Below are 24,835 nucleotides of genomic sequence, written 5' to 3' on the forward strand. Positions count from 1 at the left end.
GATCGATCGTGGGCGCAAGACGTCGACGGCCGACGACGTGTTGCGGGGGCTTCAGTGAAATCAGCGTTTGTCGGGACCTTGCGCACGCTGTCTTGGCGAAGCTCAATTTGGCGAAGCTCAATCATGGCCGCCCTTTGCAGCGTCGGTATCGCCGGCCTGCCTTCGCCAAGCGATGCGCAGGGGCTGCCGGGCGCCGAAGCCGTCTATGCCTCGGCGCCGCCGCGCCTGCTCCAGATCCGCACGCTCGTGGCCGATGCCGGCCGCCAGACCTCGACAGGATCCGGCTTTCTGGTCTCGGCCGACGGGCTCGCGGTCACGAACTATCACGTCGTCTCGGATGCAGCGCTCGAGCCGAAGACGTACCGGCTCGAATATACCGGAGCGGATGGCACGCAGGGCGGCGTCACGTTGCTTGCCGTCGACCTGCCCAACGATCTCGCGCTCGTTCGCGTCGACAAGCAGAACGCGCCGTTCTTCTCGTTCGACAAGGCCGCGCTCGACGGCAGCCTGCCGAAAGGCGAGCGGCTGTATTCGCTCGGCAACCCGCTCGACCTCGGCTTCACCATCATCGAGGGCACCTATAACGGCCTCGTCGAGCACAGCTACAACGATCACATCCATTTCACCGGCGCGCTCAATCCCGGCATGAGCGGCGGTCCGGCGGTCAATGCGCAAGGCCAGGTGGTCGGCGTCAACGTCGCCACGCGCCGCGGCGGCCAGCTCATCAGCTTCCTGGTGCCCGCGCGCTTTGCGGCCGCGCTGCTGGCGCGCGGCCAGGATGCCAGGCCGGCGGCGGCCGATCTGCGCAAGGACGTGATCGCGCAGCTTACGAGCTGGCGTGGAGCGCTCTACAAGTCGCTGGGCGAGGAGGGCTTCCGCGACCGCGTGTTCGGGTCCTATCAGGCGCCGGAGACGCGCGCGGGGTGGTTCGAATGCTGGGCGAGCACCAATGCCAGCGCGTCGCCGAAGCCGCGCGCCAGCATCAATTCGACCAGTTGCAAGGCCGAGGCCAGCGTCTATGTCGCCTCCGACCTCAACACCGGCGTGGTCGAGGTCAGCCACTCCTACGCGAAATCGATCGACCTCAATCAATTCCAGTTCGCGACCGTGCTGACGCAGCTGGCGCAGCCACGACTCACCCAGGGCGGCTCGTTCCGCAAATGGTACACGCCGCAGCATTGCCATGCCGATTTCGTCGGCGTGACGCCGGCGGCCGCTCATCCGCCGCTGCGCGTGCTGTGGTGCGCGCAGGGCTATCGCGAGTTCGACGGCCTCTATGACGTCGTTCTGGTCGCGGTGACGCAGGATCATGCCGACGAGGCGCTGGTGTCGCGGCTGAACCTGCAGGCGATCGCTTATGACGACGCCTTGCGCCTCGGCAAGAGCTTCCTCGAACGCCTGCAGGTCGCACGATGATCTGGATCGAGATCCTCTCCAAGCATCGCGACGTCGCCGGCCGCTTCCGTGTCGATGCCGCCGAGATCAGCATCGGCCGCGGCTACGACAATCACGTCATTCTCGACGATCCCTATGTCGCCGCGCGCCATGTGCGAATTTTCCGCGACGGCGAGGGGCGCCTGGTCGCCGAGGATCTCGGCAGCGCCAACGGCCTCTTTCTCGATCGCGGCAAGAGCCGGAAGCCGCAGCTCGTTCTCGACGGCACCAAGCCGATCCGGATCGGCCAGACGCTGCTTCGGATCCGCGACGCCGGCCATGCCGTCGAGCCGGAGCGGCTCGCGGGCTCCGAACGCGGGGCGCTGCTGATCATCGCCGCGATCGCCCTCGGCGTCGTCCTGCTCGCAATCAACGCGGTGATGACCTGGTTTGCGCAGACCTCCGAGGCGCATCTGTCCGATTATCTCGTGCCGACCGTCACGATGATCGGGGTGGTCGTCGCATGGGTTGGCGTCTGGGCGCTGCTGGCGCGGCTGTTTTCCGGCCGCTCGCATTTTCTGCGCCACCTCCTGATCGCGCAGGCGGGTCTGATCGCGTTCTGGGTCTACAGCGAGTTCGCCCAGATTGCCTCGTTCGCCCTGACCTGGACCGCTGTCTTCACCTACGGCTACGTCGTCTCGTGGATCGTTCTCGCCGCGACCTGCTTGCTGCATCTGCGTGAGGTCGGACGCGGCCATATGCTCGCCAAGGGCGTGGTGGTCGGCCTTCTGCTGGTGGTCGCGATCGCGATCCAGACCGTGCAGCGGTCGGAGGCGCTGGCGAATTCCGGCCGTCCCAATGTGAGCCACGTGCTGATGCCGCCGTCCCTGCGCCTGGTTCCGGTGCAGGACGAGCAGACCTTCTTCGAAGACGCCGCGCGGCTGAGGGCGAAGCTCGATGCGGACCGCGCCGCGCTGGCGCCGGCCGGTGTGGAGCGCTGATCACAGTTCCATTGTCTTTGCTCCCCGAGATTGAAAGTTCCCTGGTTCCCGTCATAGCCTTGAAGCCCGGGTTTCTACGGGGAGGGGGCGATGAACAGGCGAGCGCTGCTGGGACTGGGAACGGCATTTCTGGTATCAGGATGCCTGACAGGCAAGGAAGGCACCGAATACGCCGTGGTGTCACAGAAGATCGGGGCGCCGCGTCCCGGGCAGTCCCGCATCATCATCATGAGCTTGAAGGATGCCTGGCTGGACAGGACCACCTGCGACGCCAAGGTCGACGGCGTCGCGCTGAGCCGCCTGATCCCCGGGACGTATGTCTACATCGACCGGCCGGCCGGTCCGCACCACCTCGTCGCCACCCAGACCCTGTTCCCGGGCGACTCGGTGCTCGATTTCAACACCGAACCGGGGCGGACCTATTTCTTCTCGATCAGGCCCAGCGACCGGTCCAGGGCGATGCAGGGCGGCGGCATGGCGTTCGGTCTGCTCGGCATGGGCGTGATGGCCGCGGCCTCGTCCGGCGCCGACAACAAGGGCCCGGTCGACTTCGTTCCGCTCCAGGAGGGCCAGGCCCGGACGGCGATGGCCGAGCTTCTGCAGGCGGAATGAGCCCATTTTCCTTGCGTTGCGCCAAAATCCGGCTATATAGCGCGCCATCTCACACGGAAACTTGGCTCTCCTAGAGGGCGTCCGGTGGCAAGCCGGGCCTTGATGGCCCGTTTTTGCTCACGCGTTTCCGGAGGAATCAACCGGAGAATATCCAATGGCGCTGCCTGAATTCACGATGCGCCAGCTGCTCGAAGCTGGCGTTCACTTTGGTCACCAGTCTCACCGCTGGAATCCGAAAATGGCCGATTTCATTTTCGGAGCCCGCAACAACATCCACATCATCGACCTCGCCCAGACCGTGCCGATGCTGCACACGGCGCTGCAGGCCGTCAGCGACACCGTCGCCAAGGGCGGCCGCATCCTGTTCGTCGGCACCAAGCGCCAGGCACAGGACAACGTGGCCGACGCAGCCAAGCGCTGCGCCCAGTACTTCGTCAATTCGCGCTGGCTCGGCGGCACGCTGACCAACTGGAAGACGATCTCGGCCTCGATCAAGCGCCTGCGCCATCTCGACGAGGTGCTGTCCTCGGGCGAAGCCAACTCCTACACCAAGAAGGAGCGCCTGACCCTGCAGCGCGAGCGCGACAAGCTCGACCGCTCGCTCGGCGGCATCAAGGACATGGGCGGTCTGCCCGACATGATCTTCGTGATCGACACCAACAAGGAAGACATCGCGATCCAGGAGGCCCAGCGCCTCAAGATCCCGGTGGCCGCGATCGTCGACACCAATTGCGACCCGAAGGGCATCACCTATGTCGTGCCCGGCAATGACGACGCCGGCCGCGCCATTTCGCTGTACTGCGACCTGATCGCGCGCGCCGCCATTGACGGCATCTCGCGCGCGCAGGGCGAGCTCGGGATCGATGTCGGCGCCTCGGCGGCTCCGCTCGAGGAGGATCTTCCGGCTGCGTCCGCTTCGACGTTCCAGGGTCTGCCTGGTCCGCGCGGCACGGCCGACGACCTCAAGAAGCTCACCGGCGTGTCCGGTGCGATCGAGAAGAAGCTCAACGACCTCGGCATCTTCCACTACTGGCAGCTCGCCGAGCTCAACCACGACACCGCGCACCAGATCGGCGAAGAGGTCGGTCTCCCGAGCCGGGCCGATGCCTGGGTCGCGCAGGCCAAGTCGCTCGCCGACGCGTAAGACGACACAACACCATTCTGGCCGGCGTCGCACGCCGGCCATCGCGACTGAGATAGGTTTTCCTGGCAGCGGGCGGCGGCGAGCCATCCGCTGCGTCGCGCTTTGGACAGGCAAAAGGACGTTCAACAATGGCGAATATTACCGCAGCGATGGTGAAGGACCTGCGCGAGTCGACCGGCGCGGGCATGATGGACTGCAAGGCCGCGCTCACCGAGAACGGCGGCGACATGCAGGCCGCGCAGGATTGGCTGCGCAAGAAGGGCCTGTCGAAGGCCGCCAAGAAGGCCGGCCGCGTTGCGGCTGAAGGCCTGATCGGCGCGCTGACCTCGGGCAAGAAGGGCGTGGTCGTGGAGGTCAACTCCGAGACCGACTTCGTCGCGCGCAACGAGCACTTCCAGGGCCTGGTCAAGATGATCGCCCAGGTCGCGCTCGACGTCGGCGCCGACGTGGAGAAGATCAAGGCCGCCAAGGTCGGCAGCATCACGGTCGAGGCCGCGATTGCCGATTCGATCGCCACCATCGGTGAGAACCAGACGCTGCGCCGCGCGGCCTCGCTCGAAGTGAGCGAAGGCGTCGTGTCGAGCTACGTCCATGGCGCCGTCATCGAAGGCGCCGGCAAGCTCGGCGTCATCGTCGCGCTGGAGTCGCCCGGCAAGACCGACGAGCTCGCCGTGCTCGGCCGTCAGCTCGCGATGCATGTCGCCGCGGCCAACCCGCAGGCGATCGATGCGGCGGGTCTCGATCCCGAGCTCGTCAAGCGCGAGAAGGACGTGCTCGCCGACAAGTATCGTCAGCAGGGCAAGCCGGAGAACGTGATCGAGAAGATCGTCGAGTCCGGCCTGAAGACCTACTACAAGGAAGTCACCCTGCTCGAGCAGGCCTTCATCCACGACAGCGGCAAGTCGGTCGCGCAGGCGCTGAAGGAAGCCGAAGGCAAGGTCGGCGGTCCGATCAAGGTCGCCGGTTTCGTCCGCTATGCCCTCGGTGAGGGCATCGAGAAGGAAGAGACCGACTTCGCGGCCGAAGTCGCCGCTGCGAGCGGCAAGAAGTAACGACTGGGCACAGTCACGATCCGGCGCGGCGTTCGCGCCGGATATCAACGCGCGGGATAGGAGAGCATTGGCACATGGCTGAGCCGGTCTATCGTCGCGTCGTGGTCAAGCTGTCCGGCGAGTATCTCGCGGGCCCTCATTCCTTCGGCATCGACCAGCCGACCGTCGATCGGATCGCCGACGACCTCATCGCAGCGCAGAAGCTCGGCATCGAGATCGCCGTCGTGGTCGGCGGCGGCAACATGGTGCGCGGCGTCGAGGTCTCGTCGCAGGGCGTGTCGCGTCCGACCGGCGACACCATGGGCATGCTCGCCACCGTCATGAACTGCCTGGCGCTGGAAGCCGCCATCCAGCGCAAGGGCACCCCGGCGCAGGCGCTCTCGGCGTTCGTCATGCCGGAAGTGTGCGAGCTGTTCACGCGCGCTGCGGCGCACAAGTCGCTGGCCGAGGGACGTATCGTCGTGCTCGGGGGCGGCACCGGCAATCCCTATTTCACGACTGACACCACGGCGGTCTTGCGGGCCGCCGAGATCGGCGCCCAGGCCGTGCTGAAGGCTACGAACGTCGACGGCGTCTACAGCGCCGATCCCAAGAAGGATCCGGCCGCCAAGCGCTTCGACCGGCTGACGCATTCGCAGGCCATCGAAGGCGGCTACAAGGTCATGGACGCGACCGCATTCGCCCTTGCCCGGGAAACATCGCTGCCTATCATTGTGTTCTCCATTGCCGAACCGGGCTCGATCGGCGCGATGTTGCGGGGCGAAGGGCGCGGTACCATCGTCGCGGGGTGAGCCGCGGCGCCGCTGGCGGCCGGTGTTGGACCGGCTTCGAGCCTGCGGTAGAAGCGTAAGCGAGACAGGAATTCGTCCGGGAGTCGCCCAAGTCCGACCGCAGGCCTTTCGAGGCCCGGCAGAGCCGGCCGCAGGCCCCCCGGATTGCAGAAAGGAAAGCGTGATGAGCACGGGCAATTTCGACCTCAACGAACTGAAGCGCCGCATGCAGGGCGCGACCCAGGCGCTGAAGCACGAGCTCGGCGGCCTGCGCACCGGCCGCGCCTCGGCATCGATGGTGGAGCCGGTCCAGGTCGAGGCCTACGGCTCGCACATGCCGCTCAACCAGCTCGCGACCGTCTCCGTGCCCGAGCCGCGGCTGCTCTCGGTGCAGGTCTGGGACCGCTCCATGGTCAAGGCCGTCGAGAAGGCGATCGTCGATTCCAACCTCGGCCTGTCGCCCGCGACCGAAGGCCAGGTGATCCGGCTGCGCATTCCCGAGCTCAACCAGGAGCGGCGCAAGGAGCTGGTCAAGGTCGCGCACAAATATGCGGAAGCTGCCCGTGTCGCCGTGCGTCACGTGCGCCGCGACGGTCTCGATACGCTGAAGAAGCTCGAGAAGAATCACGAGATGTCCGAGGACGATCAGGAGCGCTTCGCCGGCGACGTGCAGAAGGCGACCGACAGCGTGATCTCCGAGATCGACCAGTTGCTGGCGGCGAAGGAAAAGGAAATCCTCACCGTCTGAAGGATGCGCTTGATGTCGAAAGCCGCGGCCCCGGTGACGGAGGCGCCGGACCGGTCCGACGCACCGGCCCATGTTGCCATCATCATGGATGGCAATGGCCGCTGGGCTGCGGCCCGCGGGCTGCCGCGCGCGGAAGGGCATCGCCGCGGCGTCGAGGCGTTGCGCCGCGTGGTGCGTGCCTCGCATGAGCTCGGCATCCGCTATCTCACCATCTTCTCGTTCTCGTCCGAGAACTGGTCGCGTCCGGCCAGCGAGATCGGCGACCTGTTCGGCCTGTTGCGCCGCTTCATCCGCAACGATCTCGCGACCCTGCATCGCGACGGCGTGCGTGTCAGGGTGATCGGCGAGCGCGACGGGCTCGAGCCCGACATCTGCGCGCTTCTCAGCGAAGCCGAGGATCTCACCCGGGGCAACACCAAGTTGACGCTGGTGGTTGCCTTCAACTACGGCTCGCGCCAGGAGATCGCGCGCGCGGCGCAGCGGCTGGCGCGCGAGGTCGCCGAGGGTCGGCGCGATCCGGCGTCGATCGATGCCGATGCCATTGGCGCCCATCTCGATGCGCCCGACATTCCCGATCCCGACCTCATCATCCGCACCAGCGGCGAGCAGCGGCTGTCGAACTTCCTGATGTGGCAGGCCGCCTATAGCGAGCTGGTGTTCGTGCCGATCCATTGGCCCGACTTCGATAAGGCGGCGCTTGAGGGTGCGATCGCCGAGTTCGGCCGGCGTGAACGCCGCTTCGGCGGCCTCGCGGCGAAAACCGCCTCGTGACCAAACCGGATACCGCAGCCGTGGGAGACGCCGCCAACGCCGCGCAGCGCAATGATGCCGGTCAGCCGAAAAAGGCCGCAACCAGCAATCTGGTGATGCGGGTTGTGGCTGCACTCGTGCTGGTGCCGCTGGCGCTCGGCGCCGCCTATGCCGGCGGCATGTTCTGGACCGCTCTGGTCACGGTGGTCGCGGTCGGCCTGTATCTCGAATGGTTGATGGTGGTAGGCGAGGTCCGCACCGCCAGCGTCGGCACGGCCGGAGCCCTGGCCATCGGCATTGCCGGCGTCTGCTGCGCCTATGGCCTGCTCGACTTCGCCGTCGTCGTGCTCGGGCTCGGCCTGGTCGCCGCTACGGCGCTTGCTGCGGGACGTCGCACCTGGGTGGCCGCCGGCTTCGCCTATGCGTCGGCGGCCGAGCTCGGCTCGGTGCTGGTGCGCTTCGATGCCGCCGAGGGATGGCACGCGCTGGTGCTGGTGTTTCTCGTCGTCTGGGCCAGCGATATCGGCGGCTATGTTGCCGGCCGCAGCATCGGCGGGCCGAAGCTCGCGCCGCGGATCAGCCCGAACAAGACCTGGGCCGGCGCAGTCGGCGGCTTCGCCGCCAGCCTCGTCGCCGCGGCCGCCTGGTCGATGGCCGGCGCCGGCGGACTGGTGACGACGCTCATGCTGGCCGCGACGCTGTCGGTGGTCTCGCAGCTCGGCGACCTCGCCGAATCTGCGGTGAAGCGGCACTTCGGGGTCAAGGACTCCAGTCACATCATTCCCGGCCATGGCGGCCTGTTGGATCGCCTGGACGGCTATGTCGCGGCCATCGTCGTCGCCGCATTGCTCGGTTTGCTGCGCGGCGGCCTCGATGGGGTCGGCCGCGGTCTTCTGGTTTGGTGACCGTCGGCGCAGCCGACCGGTCGATAATGTTTGGTGAGAACATGAGCGCAGTGCCATTGCGGAACAACAAGGCCGGTGTCGCGGAGATGCGCAGCGTCACCGTGCTCGGCGCCACCGGCTCGATCGGCGATTCGACCATGGACCTCGTGCGCGGCGCGCCGGAGCGCTACCGCGTCGAGGCGCTGACCGGCAACAGCAACGTCCAGGGCCTGGTGAAGCTGGCCCGAGAGTTCAACCCGCGCTTCGTGGCGGTGGCCGATCCGGCCGGCCTCGACGAGCTGCGCGATGCGCTGGCCGGCACCGGGATCGAATGCGGGGCAGGGGAGAGCGCCATCATCGAGGCGGCAGCCCGTCCCGCCGACTGGGTCATGGCCGCCGTCTCCGGCGCCGCTGGCCTCAAGCCGGCGCTCGCCGCAGTGGACCGCGGCGCGACCGTGGCGCTCGCCAACAAGGAATGCCTGGTCTGTGCCGGCGATTTCTTCATGGAGCGGGCCGCCCGGGCCGGCGCTTGCATCCTGCCGGCCGATTCGGAGCACAACGCGCTGTTCCAGGCGCTGTCCTCGGGCAATCGCGAGGAGCTGGTGCGGGTGATCATCACCGCCTCCGGCGGCCCGTTCCGCACCTGGGCGCCGGCCGATATCGAGCAGGCGACGTTGGCCGAGGCGCTGAAGCATCCGAACTGGAGCATGGGCCAGAAGATCACGATCGATTCGGCCTCGATGATGAACAAGGGCCTCGAGGTGATCGAGGCGTCCTACCTGTTCGCGCTGTCGCCCGACGAGATCGACGTCCTGGTGCACCCGCAGTCCATCGTCCACGGCATGGTCGAGTTCTCGGACCGTTCGGTGGTGGCACAGCTCGGCGCGCCGGACATGCGGATTCCGATCGCCCATTGCCTAGGTTGGCCGGAGCGCATCAAGGGTCCGTCGGCCCGACTCGATCTCGCCAAGATCGGCACGCTGACCTTCGAGGCCCCGGACTTCGAGCGGTTCCCCGGTCTGCGGCTGGCCTACGATTCGCTGCGCACCGGGCGCGGTGCGACGACGGTGTTCAATGCCGCCAACGAGGTCGCCGTCGCGGCCTTCATCGGCGGCCACATCCGCTTTGGTGCGATCGCCCGCCTGGTCGAGGCGACCCTCGAGAGCTGGACGCGCTCAGGTAATTTGGCACCTCTGACGTCCGCGGACGACGCCATCGCCATTGACCATGATGCGCGAAAAAGGGCCGCGGGCCTCTTGCCTCAAATCGCCGCAAAAGCATCTTAACGGGTTGGATGGGCCGCTGGCCCGTCGGGAAGGTCATCGATGTCCGAATTTTTCCACCATATCTTCAATACCTTGAGCCACGGCCTTCTCGGCTACATCGTCCCGTTCCTGTTCGTGCTGACGATCGTGGTGTTTTTCCACGAGCTCGGCCATTTCCTGATCGCACGCTGGGCCGGCGTGAAGGTGTTGACGTTTTCGCTCGGATTTGGCCCAGAACTGATCGGTTTCAACGACCGCCACAACACCCGCTGGAAGATCTCGGCGATCCCGCTCGGCGGCTACGTGAAGTTCTTCGGCGACGAATCCGAGGCCTCGACGCCGTCGGCCGAGGCGCTCGCGAAGATGACGGCCGAGGAGCGCGCCGACAGCTTCCACCACAAGACCGTCGGCCAGCGCGCCGCGATCGTCGCGGCCGGCCCGATCGCCAACTTCATCCTGGCGGTCATCATCTTCGCCGGCATGGCGCTGTATTTCGGCAAGCCGAACACGACCCCGCGGGTCGATGCGGTGCAGCCGGACAGCGTCGCGGCCGCCGCCGGCTTCAAGGACGGTGACATCATTGCCGCCATCGACGGCCGGTCGATCGAGACCTTCGCCGACATGCAGCGCGTCGTCTCGGTCAGCGCCGGCACGGAATTGTCCTTCCTGGTCAAGCGGGACGGCACGGAACTCACCCTCAAGGCGACGCCGGCGCTCAAGGAGGTCAAGGACCTGTTCGGCAACAGCCACCGGATCGGCGTGCTCGGCATCCAGTACAACGCCAAGCCGGACGAATCGCGGTCGATCCCGGTCGGGTTCCTCGAATCGATCAAGATCGGCTTCGAGCAGGTCTGGTTCATCATCTCCACGACCTTCAAGTTCATCGCCTCGCTGTTCGCGGGCGCCGGGAGTGCCGGCGACGTCGGCGGTCCGATCCGAATCGCTCAACTCTCGGGACAGGCGGCCAGCCTCGGCTTCCAGTTCGTTGTGCAGCTGTGCGCGACGCTGTCGGTCTCGATCGGGCTGCTGAACCTGTTCCCGGTTCCGCTGCTCGATGGCGGACACCTGTTGTTCTACGGGGTCGAGGCCGTCCGCGGCCGGCCGCTGTCGGAGCGGGCGCAGGAGATGGGGTTCCGAATCGGCCTCGGGCTGGTCCTCATGCTCATGGTCTTTGCAACCTATAACGATATCCTTCACCTCGCCGGGTCCTGAGCGCGGCTTTTTTACGACGTGGCCGTTAGGCAACGTTTTGAAACGAATTTGAAAATTCAGAGAGATCCGGCGTTTGCCGTCGGGTCCAAATTGGCTACAAGCGAACGACAAATGGGAATCTGTCGGGTTCGTAGGGGTACGGAACCGGCAACGGAATATAAGGGCGCGTAGCGCATGAAGTTCGGATTGCGGGTGCGGGGGGGCTTGGCGGCCGCCTTTATCATGTTCGCCGGACCGGTGGCTTTGCCGCTGGCGAGCGTGGTTCTTTCGTCGCCAGCTGCGGCGCAGACGGTCAACTCGATCGAAGTGGTCGGCAACCGCCGTGTCGAGCTGGAGACCATCCGCTCGTACTTCAAGCCGGGCCCCGGCGGGACGCTCGACGCCGGCCGGGTCGATGACGGCCTCAAGGCGCTGATCGAGACCGGTCTGTTCTCGGACGTGAAGATCAACCGCCAGGGTGGGCGGCTGATCGTGACCGTCGTCGAGAATCCGGTGATCGGCCGCGTCGCGTTCGAGGGCAACAAGAAGGTCAAGGACGAGCAGCTCCAGGCGGAAGTGCAGTCGAAGCCGCGCGGCACGCTCTCGCGCCCGATGGTGCAGTCCGACGCCCAGCGCATTGCGGAGATCTACCGCCGTTCGGGCCGTTACGACGTGCGCGTCACGCCGGAGATGATCGAGCAGCCGAACAACCGCGTCGACCTGATCTTCACGATCGAGGAAGGCGCCAAGACCGGCGTGAAGTCGATCGAGTTCGTCGGCAACAACGCCTTCTCGTCCTATCGCCTCAAGGACGTCATCAAGACCCGCGAGACCAACCTCCTGAGCTTCCTGGGCTCGGGCGACGTCTACGATCCGGACCGTGTCGAGGCCGATCGCGACCTGATTCGCCGCTTCTACCTGAAGAACGGTTATGCCGACGTGCAGGTCGTGGCCGCGCTCAGCGAGTACGATCCGGAGCGCAAGGGCTTCCTCGTGACCTTCAAGATCGAGGAAGGCCAGCAGTACCGGGTCGGTTCGGTCGACTTCCAGTCGTCGATCGCGACGCTCGACGGCAACACGCTGCGCGGCTATTCGCGCGTCAGCGTCGGCTCGCTCTATAATGTCGAGAACATCGAGAAATCGGTCGAGGAGATGCAGATCGAGGCCTCGCGGCGCGGCTACGCGTTCGCGGTGGTCCGCCCGCGCGGTGATCGCAACTTCGAGGCCCACACCGTGTCGGTCGTGTTCGCCATCGACGAGGGCCCGCGCACCTATATCGAGCGCATCAACATTCGCGGCAACACCCGCACCCGCGACTACGTCATTCGCCGCGAGTTCGACATCTCCGAGGGCGACGCCTACAACCGCGCCCTGGTGGACCGTGCCGAGCGCCGCCTGAAGAACCTCGACTTCTTCAAGGACGTGAAGATCGTCACCGAGCCAGGCTCGTCGAGCGACCGCGTGGTCCTGAACGTCAACCTGGAAGAGAAATCCACGGGTGACTTCTCGATCTCCGGCGGCTACTCGACCACGGACGGCGCGCTGGCCGAGGTCTCGATCTCCGAGCGCAACTTCCTCGGCCGCGGCCTGTTCGCCAAGGCGTCGGTGACCTACGGCCAGTTCGCCCGCGGCTACTCGCTGTCCTTCGTCGAGCCCTATCTGCTCGACTACCGGGTTGCGCTGGGCCTCGACCTGTATCAGCGCCAGCAGCTCGCCAACAACTTCATCTCCTACGGCACCAAGACGCTCGGCTTCAGCCCGCGCCTCGGCTTCCAGCTGCGCGAGGACCTGTCGCTGCAGCTGCGCTACTCGATCTACCGCCAGGAGATCTCGCTGCCGGCGACGCTGTCGGACTGTAACAACGTTGCCGCCGGTTCCATGATCGGCAACCGCTTCGTGCCGTTCAACCCGACCCCGGCCTTCATCAATGCCAATGGTATCGCCGATCCGAACGGCGGCCTCGGCTGCTTCGCCAACGGCGAGGCCTCGCTGCCGGTCCGTCAGGAGCTGGCGAACGGCGCAACCTTGACCTCGGCGCTCGGCTACACGCTGAACTACAACACGCTCGACAACACCAAGAACCCGACCGACGGCCTCTTGGTCGACTTCAAGCAGGACTTCGCGGGTGTTGGCGGCGACGTGTCGTACCTGAAGACCGCCTTCGATGCGAAGTACTTCACCCCGCTGGTGTCGGACATCGTCAGCATCGTCCACCTCCAGGGCGGTATCCTGAACAAGATCGGCAACACGCAGTTGCGCATGCTCGATCACTTCCAGATGGGTCCGAACTTGGTTCGTGGTTTCGCTCCGAACGGCATTGGTCCGCGTGACATCAATCCGTTCGGCACCCAGGATGCGCTGGGCGGCACCAAGTACTGGGGCGCTTCGCTCGAATTGCAGATGCCGTTCTGGTTCCTGCCCAAGGAGACTGGTCTGAAGGGTGCCGTTTACGCCGACGCTGGTGGCCTGTGGGGCTACCAGGGGCCGACGTCGTGGGCCCAGACCGGCGAGGTCAATGTGGCCGGCTGTCAGCCGCCGTCGCGTAATCCGAACAATGCCGGCACCTGCCTTGGCCTGCAGTTCAACGACCAGAATACGGTCCGGACCTCGGTCGGTGTGGGTCTGGTGTGGGCGTCGCCGTTCGGTCCGCTGCGCTTCGACTACGCGATCCCGCTCACCAAGGGTCAGTTCGACCGGACGCAGGAATTCCGGTTCGGCGGCGGTACCTCGTTCTGAGCCTGGGCCGATCGAATCCGGGTTGGCGTCGACCAACCCCGCCGGTGTAAGAGATGGGAGCTCGGTTCCGGGACACCGGAGCCGGGCTCTGACTTTTTGTCCTGAGAGTACGACTTGTCCCGAGAGTACGACGGAATGGCCCAGCCGACCTTCTTCCAATCGCCGCCGCCCACGACGCTGGCGGCGATCGCAGCCGCCGCCAAGGCGACCCTGGTCGACCCGTCCCGCGGCGAGCAGGTGATCAAGGGACTGGCGTCGCTCGACGAGGCCGGCCCGATGCATCTGGCGTTCTTCGACAACCTCAAATACGCCGACCAGCTCGCCGGGACCAAGGCGGGCGCCTGCCTGGTCAGTCCCCGATTCGAGGCGCGCGTGCCGTCCCATGTCGCGGTGGTCCGCGCCAATCAGCCGTTCCGCGCCTTCGTGCAGCTTGCGCGTGAGTTCCATGCCGACGCACTGCGGCCGCAACCCTGGTTCGGCGACGACGGAATTTCGCCCCAAGCCATCATCGATCCCACCGCACGGCTGGAGGACGGCGTCATCGTCGAGCCGCTGGCGGTGATCGGCGCCCATGTCGAGATCGGCTCGGGGACGATCGTTGGTGCGGGTGCGGTGATCGGCCCCCACGTCAAGATCGGTCGCGACTGCAATGTCGGCGCCCGCACCGTCATTCAGTGCGCGCTGATCGGCAATGACGTCCTGATCCATCCCGGCTGCAGCATCGGCCAGGACGGCTACGGCTTCATCTTCTTCGGCGCGGATGGGCACACCAAGGTGCCGCAGACCGGGCGGGTGCTGATCCAGAACCACGTCGAGGTCGGCGCCGGCACGACGATCGATCGTGGCAGCCTGCGCGACACGGTCATCGGCGAGGGCACCAAGATCGACAACCAGGTGCAGATTGGCCACAATGTCACAATCGGGCGGCATTGCCTGCTGGCGGCCCAGATCGGGCTGGCAGGCAGCCTCACGATCGGCGACAACGTCGCGCTTGGAGCGAAAGTCGGTATCAACAATCACCTGACGATCGGCGATGGTGCCCAAGTGACCGCGATGAGCGGCGTCAAGGACGACATTCCGCCGAACGGCCGGTGGGGCGGCTTCTTCGCCAAGCCGACCAAGCAGTGGTTCCGCGAGATCGTCGCCGTGGAACGGCTGGTGCGCGATCAGACGGCGGCGAACAGGGACGAGGGGCGGGAGTGATGGACGAGTCACCCATCAGGTTTGCGGACATCGACATCAACGAGATTCTGAAGACGCTGCCGCACCGTAACCCGTTTCTCCTGATCGACCGCGTGAAGAACATCCGGGCCGACTACAGCGGCATCGGCGTCAAGAACGTCTCGTTCAACGAGCCGTGCTTCCAGGGCCATTTCCCGGAACGGCCGGTCTATCCGGGCGTGCTGATGATCGAGGGCATGGCGCAGACGGCGGGCGTGATCGGCATCAAGTCGGTCGAGGGCACGGAAAAGCCGCGCGCGGTGTATTTCCTCACCATCGACAAGTGCAAGTTCCGGAAGCCCGTGCTGCCCGGCCAGACCATCGAGTACCACATGCGCTCGATTGGCCGGCGCAAGACGATGTGGTGGTTCCACGGCGATGCCAAGGTCGACGGCGTCGTCGTCGCCGAGGCCGATGTCGGCGCGATGCTGACCGACTGACGGACTGGTAGAAAGTTGATTGCGTCGAAATGAGCAAGATTGATCCCACCGCACGCGTCGAGGATGGCGCCGTCATCGGTGAGGGGACCGTGATCGGTCCTTACTGCATCGTCGGCCCCAACGTCGTGATCGGGGCCAACTGCAAGCTGATCAGCCACGTCCAGATCATGGGCCACACCACGCTCGGCGATGACAACGTGATCTCGCCCTTCGTCGTGCTCGGCGGCGCGCCGCAGGATCTCAGCTATCGCGGCGAGCCGCATCGGCTCGAGATCGGCTCCGGCTGCACCTTCCGCGAAGGCGTGACGATGAGCATCGGCACCACCAAGGGCGGCGGTCTCACCAAGGTCGGCAATGCCGGCTTCTTCATGAACAACGCCCATGTCGCCCACGATTGCGTGGTCGGCGACAACGTCATCTTCGCAACCTCGGCCACACTTGGCGGCCATGTCGAGGTCGGTGATGCCGTCTACATCGGCGGCCTGTCCGCGGTGCATCAGTTCACCCGCATCGGCCACGGCGTGATGGTCGGCGGCGTCTGCGGCGTACGCGGCGATATCATTCCGTATGGCCTCGCCAACGGCCAGTATGCCGCGCTCGAAGGTCTCAACGTCATTGGCATGAAGCGCCGCAAGTTCACCCGTGAGCGCCTCGCCACGGTGCGGGCGTTCTATCAGAAACTGTTCCACGGCCCCGGCGTGTTCGCCGAGCGGCTGGCGGCCGTGCGGCCAATGGCCGGCGAGGATCCCGCCATCGCCGAGATCCTCGCCTTCATCGATGGCGGCCGACATCGCGCCTTGTGCCTGCCCGAGATCGGCAGGCCGGCCATCGAGCCGTAGCGCCATGGCGCCCGCCGCCGACACCTCTCCGCCGATCGGCATGATCGCCGCGGGCGGGGTGCTGCCTTTCGCGGTCGCCGACGCCATCGTCGCGCGCGGCCAGACGCCGGTGCTGTTCGCCCTGAAGGGCATCTGCGATCCAAAGCCGCTGGCGCGCTTCCGGCATCACTGGATCGGCCTCGGGCAGCTCGGCAATGCCCTGAAGCTGCTGAAGGCCGAGGGCGTCCGCGATCTCATGTTCATCGGCAATCTCGTTCGTCCGGCCGTGTCGGAGATCCGCTTCGACTGGGGCACGCTGCGCGAGCTGCCCTACATCTGGTCGGCCTTTCGCGGCGGTGACGATCATCTGCTGTCCGGCGTCGGCCGCATCTTCGAGCGCCACGGCTTTCACATGATCGGCGTCAAGGACGTCGCCCCCAATCTGCTCGTGCCCGAAGGGCGGCTGACCCGGAGCGGGCCCACCGATCTGGTGACCGGAGACATCGCCAAAGGAATGTCCGTGCTCCGCGCCATGGCGCCGTTCGATGTCGGGCAGGCGGTGGTCGTGATCGACGGCCACGTCGTTGCGCTCGAGGATATCGAGGGCACCGACGGGCTGCTGGCCCGCGTGGCGCGGCTGCGTGCCGATCGCCGCATTCGTGCTGCCGCCGGGCGCGGCGTGCTGGTGAAGGCGCCCAAGGCCGGCCAGGATCTCCGCTACGACCTGCCGACCATCGGGCCGCGCACCGTCGAGGGGCTTTCAGCCGCGGGTCTCGCCGGAGTCGCCGTGGCTGCCGCCTATACCCTGCTCGCCGATCCCCAGGAGACGGTGGCTGCCGCCGACCGGGCAGGCGTGTTCATCACGGGTGTCACGGCGTGACGTTCCGGCCTCCGGCAGGCCCGGCGATGCGCAGGATCTGCCTGGTCGCGACCGAAGAGTCCGGTGATCGCCTCGGCGCCAGCCTGATGAAGGTGCTGCGCCAGCGGCTCGGCGACGGCGTCGAGTTCTCCGGCGTCGGCGGTCGCGGCATGACACGCGAGGGGCTCGCCTCGCTGTTTCCGATCGAGGAGCTCTCGATCGTCGGTTTCGCGGCGGTGCTGAAGCAGCTGCCGAAGATCCTGCGCCTGATCCGCGGCACGGTGGACGCGATCGTTGCAGCTCAGCCCGACGTGCTCGTCATCATCGACAGCCCGGATTTCACCCAGCGGGTGGCGAAGAAGGTTCATGCCCGCGACGCCACGATTCCGATCGTGAACTACGTCGCCCCCACCGTGTGGGCGTGGCGGCCGGGCCGTGCCAGGGCGATGCGCGGCTATGTCGACCATGTGCTGGGGCTGCTGCCGTTCGAGCCGGAGGCGTTCCGCAGGCTTGGCGGCCCGCCCTGCACCTATGTCGGCCATCCCTTGATCGAGCAGCTTGCAACGCTCCGGCCGAATGCGGCTGAGCAGCAACGTCGCGACGCCAAGCCCCCGGTTCTTCTCGTGCTGCCGGGGAGCCGGCGCAGCGAGGTCGCGCGGCACATCGCCGTGTTCGGCGAGACGCTGGCGCGGCTGCGCGCGCAGGACATCGCGTTCGAGGCCGTGGTGCCGACCACGCCACATCTCGAAGCCGCGGTCAGGGCAGGAGTGGCGAACTGGCAGATCGCGCCGCAGATCGTCACCGTCGAGACGGAGAGGCGCGCCGCCTTCCGTAGCGCCCACGCAGCGCTTGCGAAGTCGGGCACCGTGACGCTTGAGCTCGCGATCTCGGGCGTGCCGATGGTCACGGCCTACCGGGTCGGCGAGGTCGAAGCCTTCATCCTGCGACGGCTCATCAAGGTCCAATCCGTGATCCTCGCCAATCTCGTGATCGGCGACAACGTCATCCCGGAATTCCTGCAGGAGGCCTGCATCGCCGACAATCTCGCGCCCGTGCTGGCGGATCTGTTGAGCAACGGCCCGATCCGCGCGCGTCAGGTCGAGGCGTTCAATCGCCTCGACGCCATCATGTCGACCGGCGCATCGTCACCGAGCATGCGCGCCGCCGACATCGTGCTGGAGACGATGCGCGGGGGACGGGCAGGGAACTAATCAGGTCGAGTCCGAGCTACAGTCTAAGCGCCGCGAGAGGTGTAAAACGATGGTCGACCAAGACGATCTCCCCTGGGAGGGACAATGCGCCGATGCCGCGTACACGTTCGCATTGCGATGCGCGGAATTGTCTGCGCGAAACCCTCACAGTTTGCCTGCGCCGCTGAACGAGATCATCGGCACCTTGATGACAGAGCTATGGGACCGGAATTTCAGCCAAACTGACATCCGTGTGGCCTTCGACGCAGCCGTGCGAGGTATGCCGCGTTACGCCGCGGGATCAGAGCGACGCAGCCCGACGTCCACAAGGTTGGCGACCGACGATTGGCGTGCCGCCGACGGATAGGCGATGAGTCCAGCGGACTCGCCGACAGAACGCGCCGCGCGACGGTGGGCCTGCTGCCGCCTTGCGGCGACCGCTTTGCCCACCTACGGCGGCTCGCCGAGTCGCTCACTTCAACTGCTCCACAAGAAAGCTGGTCGTTCGTGTGAGCGCGTCCGTTGCCTTGGACACTTTTAACGGGCTGTCGCGGCTCAATCGGCAGTCGGCCTTTGTTCCGCGGCTCGAAGCTCTACGAGTGCACCATTCGCACGAGGTCTTTTCCGAGCTGTTCCAAGCTCAGAAACAAATTTGAGGCTTCGGCCAAAAAAACGAAAAGGAATGCATGCACCAGATACATGCGGTTGCCGAGAGTAACGAGCATACGTTCGATGACGACGCGCGGATATGAAGGCCTGGTGAAAAGCACGACGAATGCTACGCCAAGGACCAGCGAGCCGATCACGTCGCTTGGATAGTGAAACGCAAAGGCGACCCTGGATAGCGCAACGACGACGGTCGCCCAAAGAAAGCAAAGCCATCCAGCCCATCTGTTCTCGATGAACACCACCGTCGCGAGGCCGAAGAACAACGTCGCGGTGTCGCTGGGAAACGAACTCTGGCGGTCCCAGCTCCAGGGTACGGCGACGGAGTTCACATGAAGCGCCGGGTCCAGGAGAGGACGCGTGTGGACAAAGACGTGAAACTGGAGCCAGACAGACAGCATCGTCGCCAAGCAGACTCCGAACAGTCCTGCCAGCATACGACTCCGGCGCTTTGCACAATCGTCCACGAACCACAGCGCGACAAGCGAGCCGAATATCGGAATTCCTCTGAACAGGGAATTGGTCGCAAGCTCATAGAGACCGGCATGCGTTCCGGCGAGCGCGTTTATTCCAAGCAACAGGTCCTGATCCAAATTGCCAGTCATCTCCTTAGCCAAGCCTAAATATAACTGCGGGACAGCCATCCCTCGCAGACTGCGTCAATCGGCAGCAAGCAGAACATGCGATTTTGGTTAACCCTGCCGCCCGCGGCGTCGTCGTATGCCCGGTCCCACATGATCATGTCTCCAGCATCAGCCCGAGACGGTCCTCGTCGAGAGGCTACGCCCCGGCGCCGTCCCCCCGTCTTGCTGATCGGTTCGCCGATCGACGGTTGGGACTGCCGCGTTGCCGATCTTTGCGACGCATCCCAAGCTTCGGCGCAAGAGCATCCAGCCGTAACGAAAAAGGCCCATCCAGCGTGCTGGACGGGCCTTTGGTGATTTGATGTCTCGCGGCGGGCGCGATCAGCCGCGCTTGTCCATCTCGACGTAGCTGCGCGTGGTCACGCCGGTGTAGAGCTGGCGCGGACGGCCGATCTTCTGCTGCGGATCCTCGATCATCTCGCTCCACTGGCTGATCCAGCCGACGGTGCGGGCGACCGCGAACAGCACGGTGAACATGGAGACCGGGAAGCCCATCGCCTTCAGCGTGATGCCCGAGTAGAAATCGACGTTCGGGTAGAGCTTGCGGTCGATGAAGTACTGATCGCTGAGCGCGATCTTCTCCAGCTCCAGCGCGACCTTGAGCATCTGATCGTCGGCGTGGCCCGTCTCCTTGAGCACCGCGTGACACATCTTCTGCATGATCTTGGCGCGCGGATCGTAGTTCTTGTAGACGCGATGGCCGAAGCCCATCAGGCGCACGTCGCTGTTCTTGTCCTTCACCTTGGCGATGAATTCCGGAATCTTGTCGACGGTGCCGATCTCGGCCAGCATGTTCAGCGCAGCCTCGTTGGCGCCGCCATGCGCCGGGCCCCACAGGCAGGCGATGCCGGCGGCGATGCAGGCGAACGGGTTGGCGCCCGACGAGCCGGCGATGCGCACCGTGGAGGTCGAGGCGTTCTGCTCGTGATCGGCGTGCAGGATGAAGATCTTGTCGAGCGCGTCGGCGAGCACCGGGTTCGGCTTGTACTCCTCGCACGGCACGGCGAAGCACATGTTCAGGAAGTTCTCGGCGAAGGACAGCGAGTTCTTCGGATAAACGAAGGGCTGGCCGATGGTGTATTTGTAGGCCATCGCCGCCAGCGTCGGGATCTTCGCGATCATCCGCATCGACGCGATCATGCGCTGCTTCGGATCGTTGATGTCGGTGGAGTCGTGGTAGAACGCGGCGAGCGCGCCGACCGAAGCGACCATGACCGCCATCGGATGCGCGTCGCGGCGGAAGCCGTGGAAGAAGCGCGACATCTGCTCGTGCACCATCGTGTGGTGGGTCACGCGATAGTCGAAATCCTGCTTCTGGGCCTTGGTGGGGAGCTCCCCGTACAGCAGCAGATAGCAGGTCTCCAGGAAGTCGCCCTTCTCGGCGAGCTGCTCGATCGGATATCCGCGGTATTCGAGGACGCCGGCGTCGCCGTCGATATAGGTGATCTTGGACTGGCAGCTGCCGGTCGAGGTGAAGCCGGGATCATAGGTGAACATCCCGGTCTGGGCGTAGAGCTTGCCGATGTCGATGACGTCGGGACCCACGGTGCCGCTCAGGATCGGAAGATCGAAATTCTTGTTGCCGACGGTGAGCGTCGCGGTCTTGCTTGCGGATTTTGCGTCCATCGTTTGTCCCCGATGAGATCGTTAGGCTTGGCCCTTGTTCTTTGTGAGAGATGGCAGGGCGGGTGGACTTTATCTAGTGCGGTGGCTTTGACATTCGCGTCACTGTCGCTGCCAACAGCTTAAGAAGGTCAAATCCGAAACCGTACTGGAATCTTATGCTTACTAGTGTCCTTCGGCCCAAACATCGCTCAACGAGCCCGCCGCAACGTGTGAAGAATGTCCGAGCCGGGAAAACCAGCGGGTGCCGCGCAAATGCGTATCGTATTGCCCTGTGCGCTGCAAGATGGGGGTCCATGAGACCTTATGAGGTGGTCTGGTCCTCCAGGCGGCCCAAGGATTCATCACGCCCCAGGATCGCCAGAACGTCGAAAATGCCGGGTGAGGTGGTTCGGCCGGTCAGCGCCGCGCGCAGCGGCTGCGCCACCGCGCCCAGCTTGAGATTGTTGGCCTCGGCAAACGCACGCAGCGCGGCTTCCGTGGCCGGTCCGCTCCAGGACTCGACAGCGGCCAGCGCCTCATGCAGCCGGCCGATCAAGGCGCGGCTGTCCGGCGTCAGCAGGGCGGCGGCCTTGGCGTCGATCGGAAGCGGCCGCTCGGCAAAGATGAAGGCGGCGCCGTCGATCAGCTCCAGCAAGGTCTTGGCGCGCTCCTTGAGGCTCGGCATCGCCAAAGTGAGCTGCGCCCGCGTGGCGTCGTTGAGCTTCGTCTTCAGCGCCGCGCCGTTCGGAACATAGTTCAGTACGTCCTCGAATTGCCGCACCAGCGCCGCATCGTCGCTGTGACGGATGTAGTGGCCGTTGAGGTTCTCGAGCTTGGCGAAATCGAAGCGCGCTGCCGAGCGGCCGATCGCCGGCAGGTCGAAAGCTTCGATCATCTCCTCGGTGGAGAAGATCTCCTGGTCGCCATGGCTCCAGCCGAGCCGTACCAGGTAATTGCGCAGCGCCGACGGCAGATATCCCATCGCGCGGTAGGCGTCGACGCCGAGCGCGCCGTGGCGCTTCGACAGCTTCGAGCCGTCGGGCCCGTGAATCAGCGGGATGTGCGACATCGACGGCACCGTCCAGCCGAGCGCATCGTAGATCTGCTTCTGGCGCGCGGCGTTGATCAGATGGTCGTCGCCGCGGATGATGTGGGTGACGCCCATGTCGTGGTCGTCGACGACCACCGCCAGCATGTAGGTCGGATTGCCATCGCCTCGCAGCAGCACGAGGTCGTCGAGGTTCTCGTTCTGCCAGACCACGCGGCCCTGCACCTGATCCTCGATCACGGTCTCGCCGGTCAGGGGCGCCCGCAGCCGGATCGTCGGCTTGACGCCTTCGGGCGCCTCCTTCGGATCGCGGTCGCGCCACAGCCCGTCATAGAGCCGGGTGCGCCCTTCCGCGCGCGCCTTCTCGCGCATTGCCGTCAGCTCCTCGGCGGTGGCATAGCAGCGATACGCCATGCCGCTGGCGAGCAGTTGCTCGGCGACCTCGCGATGGCGCGCGGCGCGGCTATATTGGTAGATGACCTCGCCGTCCCAACCGAGCTCGAGCCATTTCAGCCCGTCGAGGATGGCGTCGATCGCCGCCGTCGTCGAGCGCTCGCGGTCGGTGTCCTCGATTCTGAGCAGCATCTTGCCGCCGCGGCCCCGCGCATACAGCCAGTTGAACAGGGCCGTCCGGGCACCTCCGATGTGGAGAAAGCCGGTCGGAGAGGGGGCAAAGCGTGTGACGATCGGGGAGGTCATGGGCGGCAGCACGAAATCCAGGCAGGGGCTATGAAGGGCGGGGGGTGTATAGCAGGCCTATCGCATAACTAAAGCCTTCCTTGGGGGAGGCGGATTTGGCAGATAGGCTGCCAAATTCCGGAGCAGGATATTCTTGATGACCACGACGACAGACACGGCGGCGACGGCAGAGGCAGGGCGCGACTTCATCCGCGACATCGTCCAGGCCGATCTCGACAGCGGCAGGCACAAGACGGTCGTCACCCGGTTCCCCCCGGAGCCGAACGGCTATCTGCATATCGGCCATGCCAAGTCGATCGGTCTCAACTTCGGCATTGCCCAGGAGTTCGGCGGCCGCTGCAATCTGCGCTTCGACGACACCAATCCGACCAAGGAAGAGCAGGAATATATCGATTCCATCCAGGCTGACGTGCGCTGGCTCGGCTATGACTGGGGCGACAACCTGTTCTTCGCCTCGGACTATTTCGAGCGGCTCTACGACTGGGCCGAGGGCCTGATCAAGGCCGGGCTCGCTTATGTCGACGACCAGACGCAGGAGGAGATCCGGCTGTCGCGCGGCACGCTCACCGAGCCCGGCAGGAACAGCCCGTTCCGCGACCGCTCGGTCGAGGAGAATCTCGACCTGTTCCGGCGCATGAAGGCCGGCGAATTTCCCAACGGCGCGCGCGTGCTGCGCGCCAAGATCGACATGGCGGCCGGCAACATCAACCTGCGCGATCCCGTGCTGTACCGGATCCTGCACGCCCATCACCCGCGCACCGGCGATACCTGGAAGATCTATCCGAGCTATGATTACGCCCACGGTCAGTCGGATGCGATCGAGGGCGTGACGCACTCGATCTGCACGCTGGAATTCGAGGATCACCGGCCGCTCTACGACTGGTTCCTGGACAAGCTGCCGGTGCCGTCGCATCCGCACCAGTACGAATTCGCGCGCCTCAATCTGACCTACACCCTCTTGTCCAAGCGCGTGCTGACGCGGCTGGTGCAGGACGGCCACGTCTCCGGTTGGAACGATCCGCGCATGCCGACCATCGCCGGGCTGAAGCGCCGCGGCGTGCCGCCGGCGGCGGTGCGCGAGTTCATCAAGCGCATCGGCATCGCCAAGGCCAACAGCATCGTCGATGTCGGCATGCTCGAATTCTGCATCCGCGAAGAGTTGAATCGCACGGCGCAGCGCCGGATGGCGGTGCTGCGGCCGCTGAAGGTGGTGATCGAGAACTATCCGGAAGGCCAGGTCGAGGAGCTCGAGGCGATCAACCACCCCGACGACGCTTCCGCCGGCACGCGCAAGATCGCGTTCGGCCGCGAGCTCTATATCGAGCAGGACGACTTCATGGAGAACCCGCCCAAGAAGTTCTTCCGCCTGTCGCCCGGCAACGAGGTGCGGCTGCGCTACGCCTATTTCATCAAGTGCCGCGACGTGATCAAGAACGATGCCGGCGAGATCGTCGAGCTGCGCTGTACCTATGATCCGGCGACCAAGGGCGGCAACGCGCCGGACGGACGCAAGGTCAAGGCGACGATGCACTGGCTGCCGGCGGCGCAGTCGCTGAAAGCCGAGATCCGCATCTACAATCAGCTGTTCGCCAATCCGAGTCCGAACGCCGCCGACTTCACGGCCGACCTCAATCCCAACTCGTTGGAAGTGCTGACCGACGCCCGCATCGAGCCGGCGATCGCCGCGAGCAATTCGGACGCGCCGATGCAGTTCGAGCGCCAGGGCTACTTTGTGCGCGATCCGGACTCGACGCCCGACAAGCTCGTGTTCAATCGTACCATCGGCCTGCGCGACACGTTTGCGAAGGAGGTCGCCAAGGGCTGAGGCGAGCGGAAGCCGCGGGACGCTTGCAGCTCAGCTGATCGCGTCCTGGCCGGCGTTCGTCAGGGTCGGCACACCGTCGGTGAGTTCGACGAGCCCGCGCTCGGCGAGGAGCGAGAGGTCTTCCTCGGCGACTGGCGACAGCGTGAGCCGGTGGGCCTTGATGTCCCGGAGAGTCCAGCGGAGGTGGATCGCCCTCTCGAGCGCGAGATCGGCGAAGGGGTCGTCAATACCTTTAGCGTCCATACCCCGATAAGCGCGTGCGACGCGAAAAGTTCCAAGCCAGGTGCGCGTGC

22 protein-coding genes are annotated in these 24,835 nt (G+C 65.4%); 18 read left to right on the forward strand and 4 right to left on the reverse strand.

What is annotated here, in order from left to right; genetic code table 11:
• Positions 1-123: 123 nt before the first annotated feature.
• From ACQR1D_RS16270 to lpxB, 17 genes are all read left to right on the forward strand, one after another.
• Positions 124-1,416, forward strand: coding sequence for a S1C family serine protease (locus tag ACQR1D_RS16270; RefSeq protein ID WP_434840122.1), 1,293 nt, complete (start codon positions 124-126; stop codon positions 1,414-1,416).
• Positions 1,413-2,375 carry an FHA domain-containing protein gene (locus ACQR1D_RS16275; RefSeq protein WP_434840121.1) on the forward strand — a complete coding sequence of 321 codons (963 nt, stop codon included), beginning with the start codon at positions 1,413-1,415 and terminating at the stop codon, positions 2,373-2,375. The genes ACQR1D_RS16270 and ACQR1D_RS16275 overlap by 4 nt, the downstream gene beginning before the upstream one ends.
• A gap of 90 nt (positions 2,376-2,465) precedes the next feature.
• Positions 2,466-2,987, forward strand: coding sequence for a hypothetical protein (locus ACQR1D_RS16280; protein ID WP_316237391.1), 522 nt, complete (start codon positions 2,466-2,468; stop codon positions 2,985-2,987).
• Between the two features lie 154 nt (positions 2,988-3,141).
• Complete coding sequence (locus ACQR1D_RS16285) at positions 3,142-4,131, forward strand: 30S ribosomal protein S2 (RefSeq protein ID WP_315799728.1); 990 nt, start codon at positions 3,142-3,144, stop codon at positions 4,129-4,131.
• Between the two features lie 128 nt (positions 4,132-4,259).
• Positions 4,260-5,183, forward strand: coding sequence for a translation elongation factor Ts (gene tsf, locus ACQR1D_RS16290; protein WP_315799729.1), 924 nt, complete (start codon positions 4,260-4,262; stop codon positions 5,181-5,183).
• Positions 5,184-5,257: 74 nt separating this feature from the next.
• Positions 5,258-5,974: a UMP kinase gene (gene pyrH, locus ACQR1D_RS16295; protein ID WP_316181314.1), complete on the forward strand. Its 717-nt coding sequence runs from the start codon at positions 5,258-5,260 to the stop codon at positions 5,972-5,974.
• A 163-nt stretch (positions 5,975-6,137) separates the two neighbouring features.
• A complete protein-coding gene (gene frr, locus ACQR1D_RS16300; RefSeq protein ID WP_315799731.1) occupies positions 6,138-6,701 on the forward strand; it encodes a ribosome recycling factor in 564 nt (187 codons plus the stop codon).
• Positions 6,702-6,713: 12 nt separating this feature from the next.
• Positions 6,714-7,472: an isoprenyl transferase gene (locus tag ACQR1D_RS16305; protein ID WP_315799732.1), complete on the forward strand. Its 759-nt coding sequence runs from the start codon at positions 6,714-6,716 to the stop codon at positions 7,470-7,472.
• On the forward strand, positions 7,469-8,356 hold the full coding sequence (locus ACQR1D_RS16310; protein ID WP_434840120.1) for a phosphatidate cytidylyltransferase: 888 nt from the start codon (positions 7,469-7,471) through the stop codon (positions 8,354-8,356). The genes ACQR1D_RS16305 and ACQR1D_RS16310 overlap by 4 nt, the downstream gene beginning before the upstream one ends.
• A 41-nt stretch (positions 8,357-8,397) precedes the next feature.
• Positions 8,398-9,621, forward strand: coding sequence for a 1-deoxy-D-xylulose-5-phosphate reductoisomerase (gene dxr, locus ACQR1D_RS16315; RefSeq protein WP_434840119.1), 1,224 nt, complete (start codon positions 8,398-8,400; stop codon positions 9,619-9,621).
• Positions 9,622-9,660: 39 nt separating this feature from the next.
• The gene (rseP, locus tag ACQR1D_RS16320; protein WP_434840118.1) at positions 9,661-10,812 is read left to right on the forward strand and encodes an RIP metalloprotease RseP; all 1,152 of its coding nucleotides are present in this window, start codon (positions 9,661-9,663) and stop codon (positions 10,810-10,812) included.
• A gap of 174 nt (positions 10,813-10,986) precedes the next feature.
• On the forward strand, positions 10,987-13,527 hold the full coding sequence (bamA, locus tag ACQR1D_RS16325) for an outer membrane protein assembly factor BamA (protein WP_316217877.1): 2,541 nt from the start codon (positions 10,987-10,989) through the stop codon (positions 13,525-13,527).
• Between the two features lie 135 nt (positions 13,528-13,662).
• The gene (gene lpxD / locus ACQR1D_RS16330; RefSeq protein ID WP_434840117.1) at positions 13,663-14,730 is read left to right on the forward strand and encodes a UDP-3-O-(3-hydroxymyristoyl)glucosamine N-acyltransferase; all 1,068 of its coding nucleotides are present in this window, start codon (positions 13,663-13,665) and stop codon (positions 14,728-14,730) included.
• Positions 14,730-15,188, forward strand: coding sequence for a 3-hydroxyacyl-ACP dehydratase FabZ (gene fabZ / locus ACQR1D_RS16335; protein ID WP_315799738.1), 459 nt, complete (start codon positions 14,730-14,732; stop codon positions 15,186-15,188). Before lpxD ends, fabZ begins: the two co-directional genes overlap by 1 nt.
• Positions 15,189-15,217: 29 nt before the next feature.
• Complete coding sequence (gene lpxA / locus ACQR1D_RS16340) at positions 15,218-16,027, forward strand: acyl-ACP--UDP-N-acetylglucosamine O-acyltransferase (protein WP_434840116.1); 810 nt, start codon at positions 15,218-15,220, stop codon at positions 16,025-16,027.
• A 4-nt stretch (positions 16,028-16,031) separates the two neighbouring features.
• Positions 16,032-16,886, forward strand: a complete 855-nt coding sequence (locus ACQR1D_RS16345; protein ID WP_316181304.1) for an LpxI family protein — start codon at positions 16,032-16,034, stop codon at positions 16,884-16,886.
• Positions 16,883-18,076 (forward strand): lipid-A-disaccharide synthase, encoded by a 1,194-nt coding sequence (gene lpxB, locus ACQR1D_RS16350; protein WP_434840115.1) that lies wholly within the window; start codon positions 16,883-16,885, stop codon positions 18,074-18,076. Before ACQR1D_RS16345 ends, lpxB begins: the two co-directional genes overlap by 4 nt.
• 572 nt (positions 18,077-18,648) lie before the next feature.
• Here the strand turns inward: lpxB and ACQR1D_RS16355 are convergent.
• From ACQR1D_RS16355 to gltX, 3 genes are all read right to left on the reverse strand, one after another.
• Positions 18,649-19,314, reverse strand: coding sequence for a phosphatase PAP2 family protein (locus tag ACQR1D_RS16355; protein ID WP_434893437.1), 666 nt, complete (start codon positions 19,312-19,314; stop codon positions 18,649-18,651).
• 372 nt (positions 19,315-19,686) lie between these two features.
• Positions 19,687-20,991, reverse strand: a complete 1,305-nt coding sequence (gltA, locus tag ACQR1D_RS16360; protein WP_315799743.1) for a citrate synthase — start codon at positions 20,989-20,991, stop codon at positions 19,687-19,689.
• 301 nt (positions 20,992-21,292) lie between these two features.
• Positions 21,293-22,717 carry a glutamate--tRNA ligase gene (gene gltX, locus ACQR1D_RS16365; protein ID WP_434840114.1) on the reverse strand — a complete coding sequence of 475 codons (1,425 nt, stop codon included), beginning with the start codon at positions 22,715-22,717 and terminating at the stop codon, positions 21,293-21,295.
• A gap of 136 nt (positions 22,718-22,853) precedes the next feature.
• Between gltX and ACQR1D_RS16370 the strand changes: the two genes are divergently transcribed.
• Positions 22,854-24,542, forward strand: coding sequence for a glutamine--tRNA ligase/YqeY domain fusion protein (locus tag ACQR1D_RS16370; protein WP_434840113.1), 1,689 nt, complete (start codon positions 22,854-22,856; stop codon positions 24,540-24,542).
• A 30-nt stretch (positions 24,543-24,572) separates the two neighbouring features.
• On the opposite strand, the gene ACQR1D_RS16375 is transcribed toward ACQR1D_RS16370, so the two are convergent.
• Positions 24,573-24,785 (reverse strand): hypothetical protein, encoded by a 213-nt coding sequence (locus ACQR1D_RS16375; RefSeq protein ID WP_315799746.1) that lies wholly within the window; start codon positions 24,783-24,785, stop codon positions 24,573-24,575.
• Positions 24,786-24,835 lie beyond the last annotated feature (50 nt).

Origin of the sequence: Bradyrhizobium sp. HKCCYLRH2047 (assembly GCF_051168175.1) — a bacterium.
Classification (GTDB): domain Bacteria; phylum Pseudomonadota; class Alphaproteobacteria; order Rhizobiales; family Xanthobacteraceae; genus Bradyrhizobium.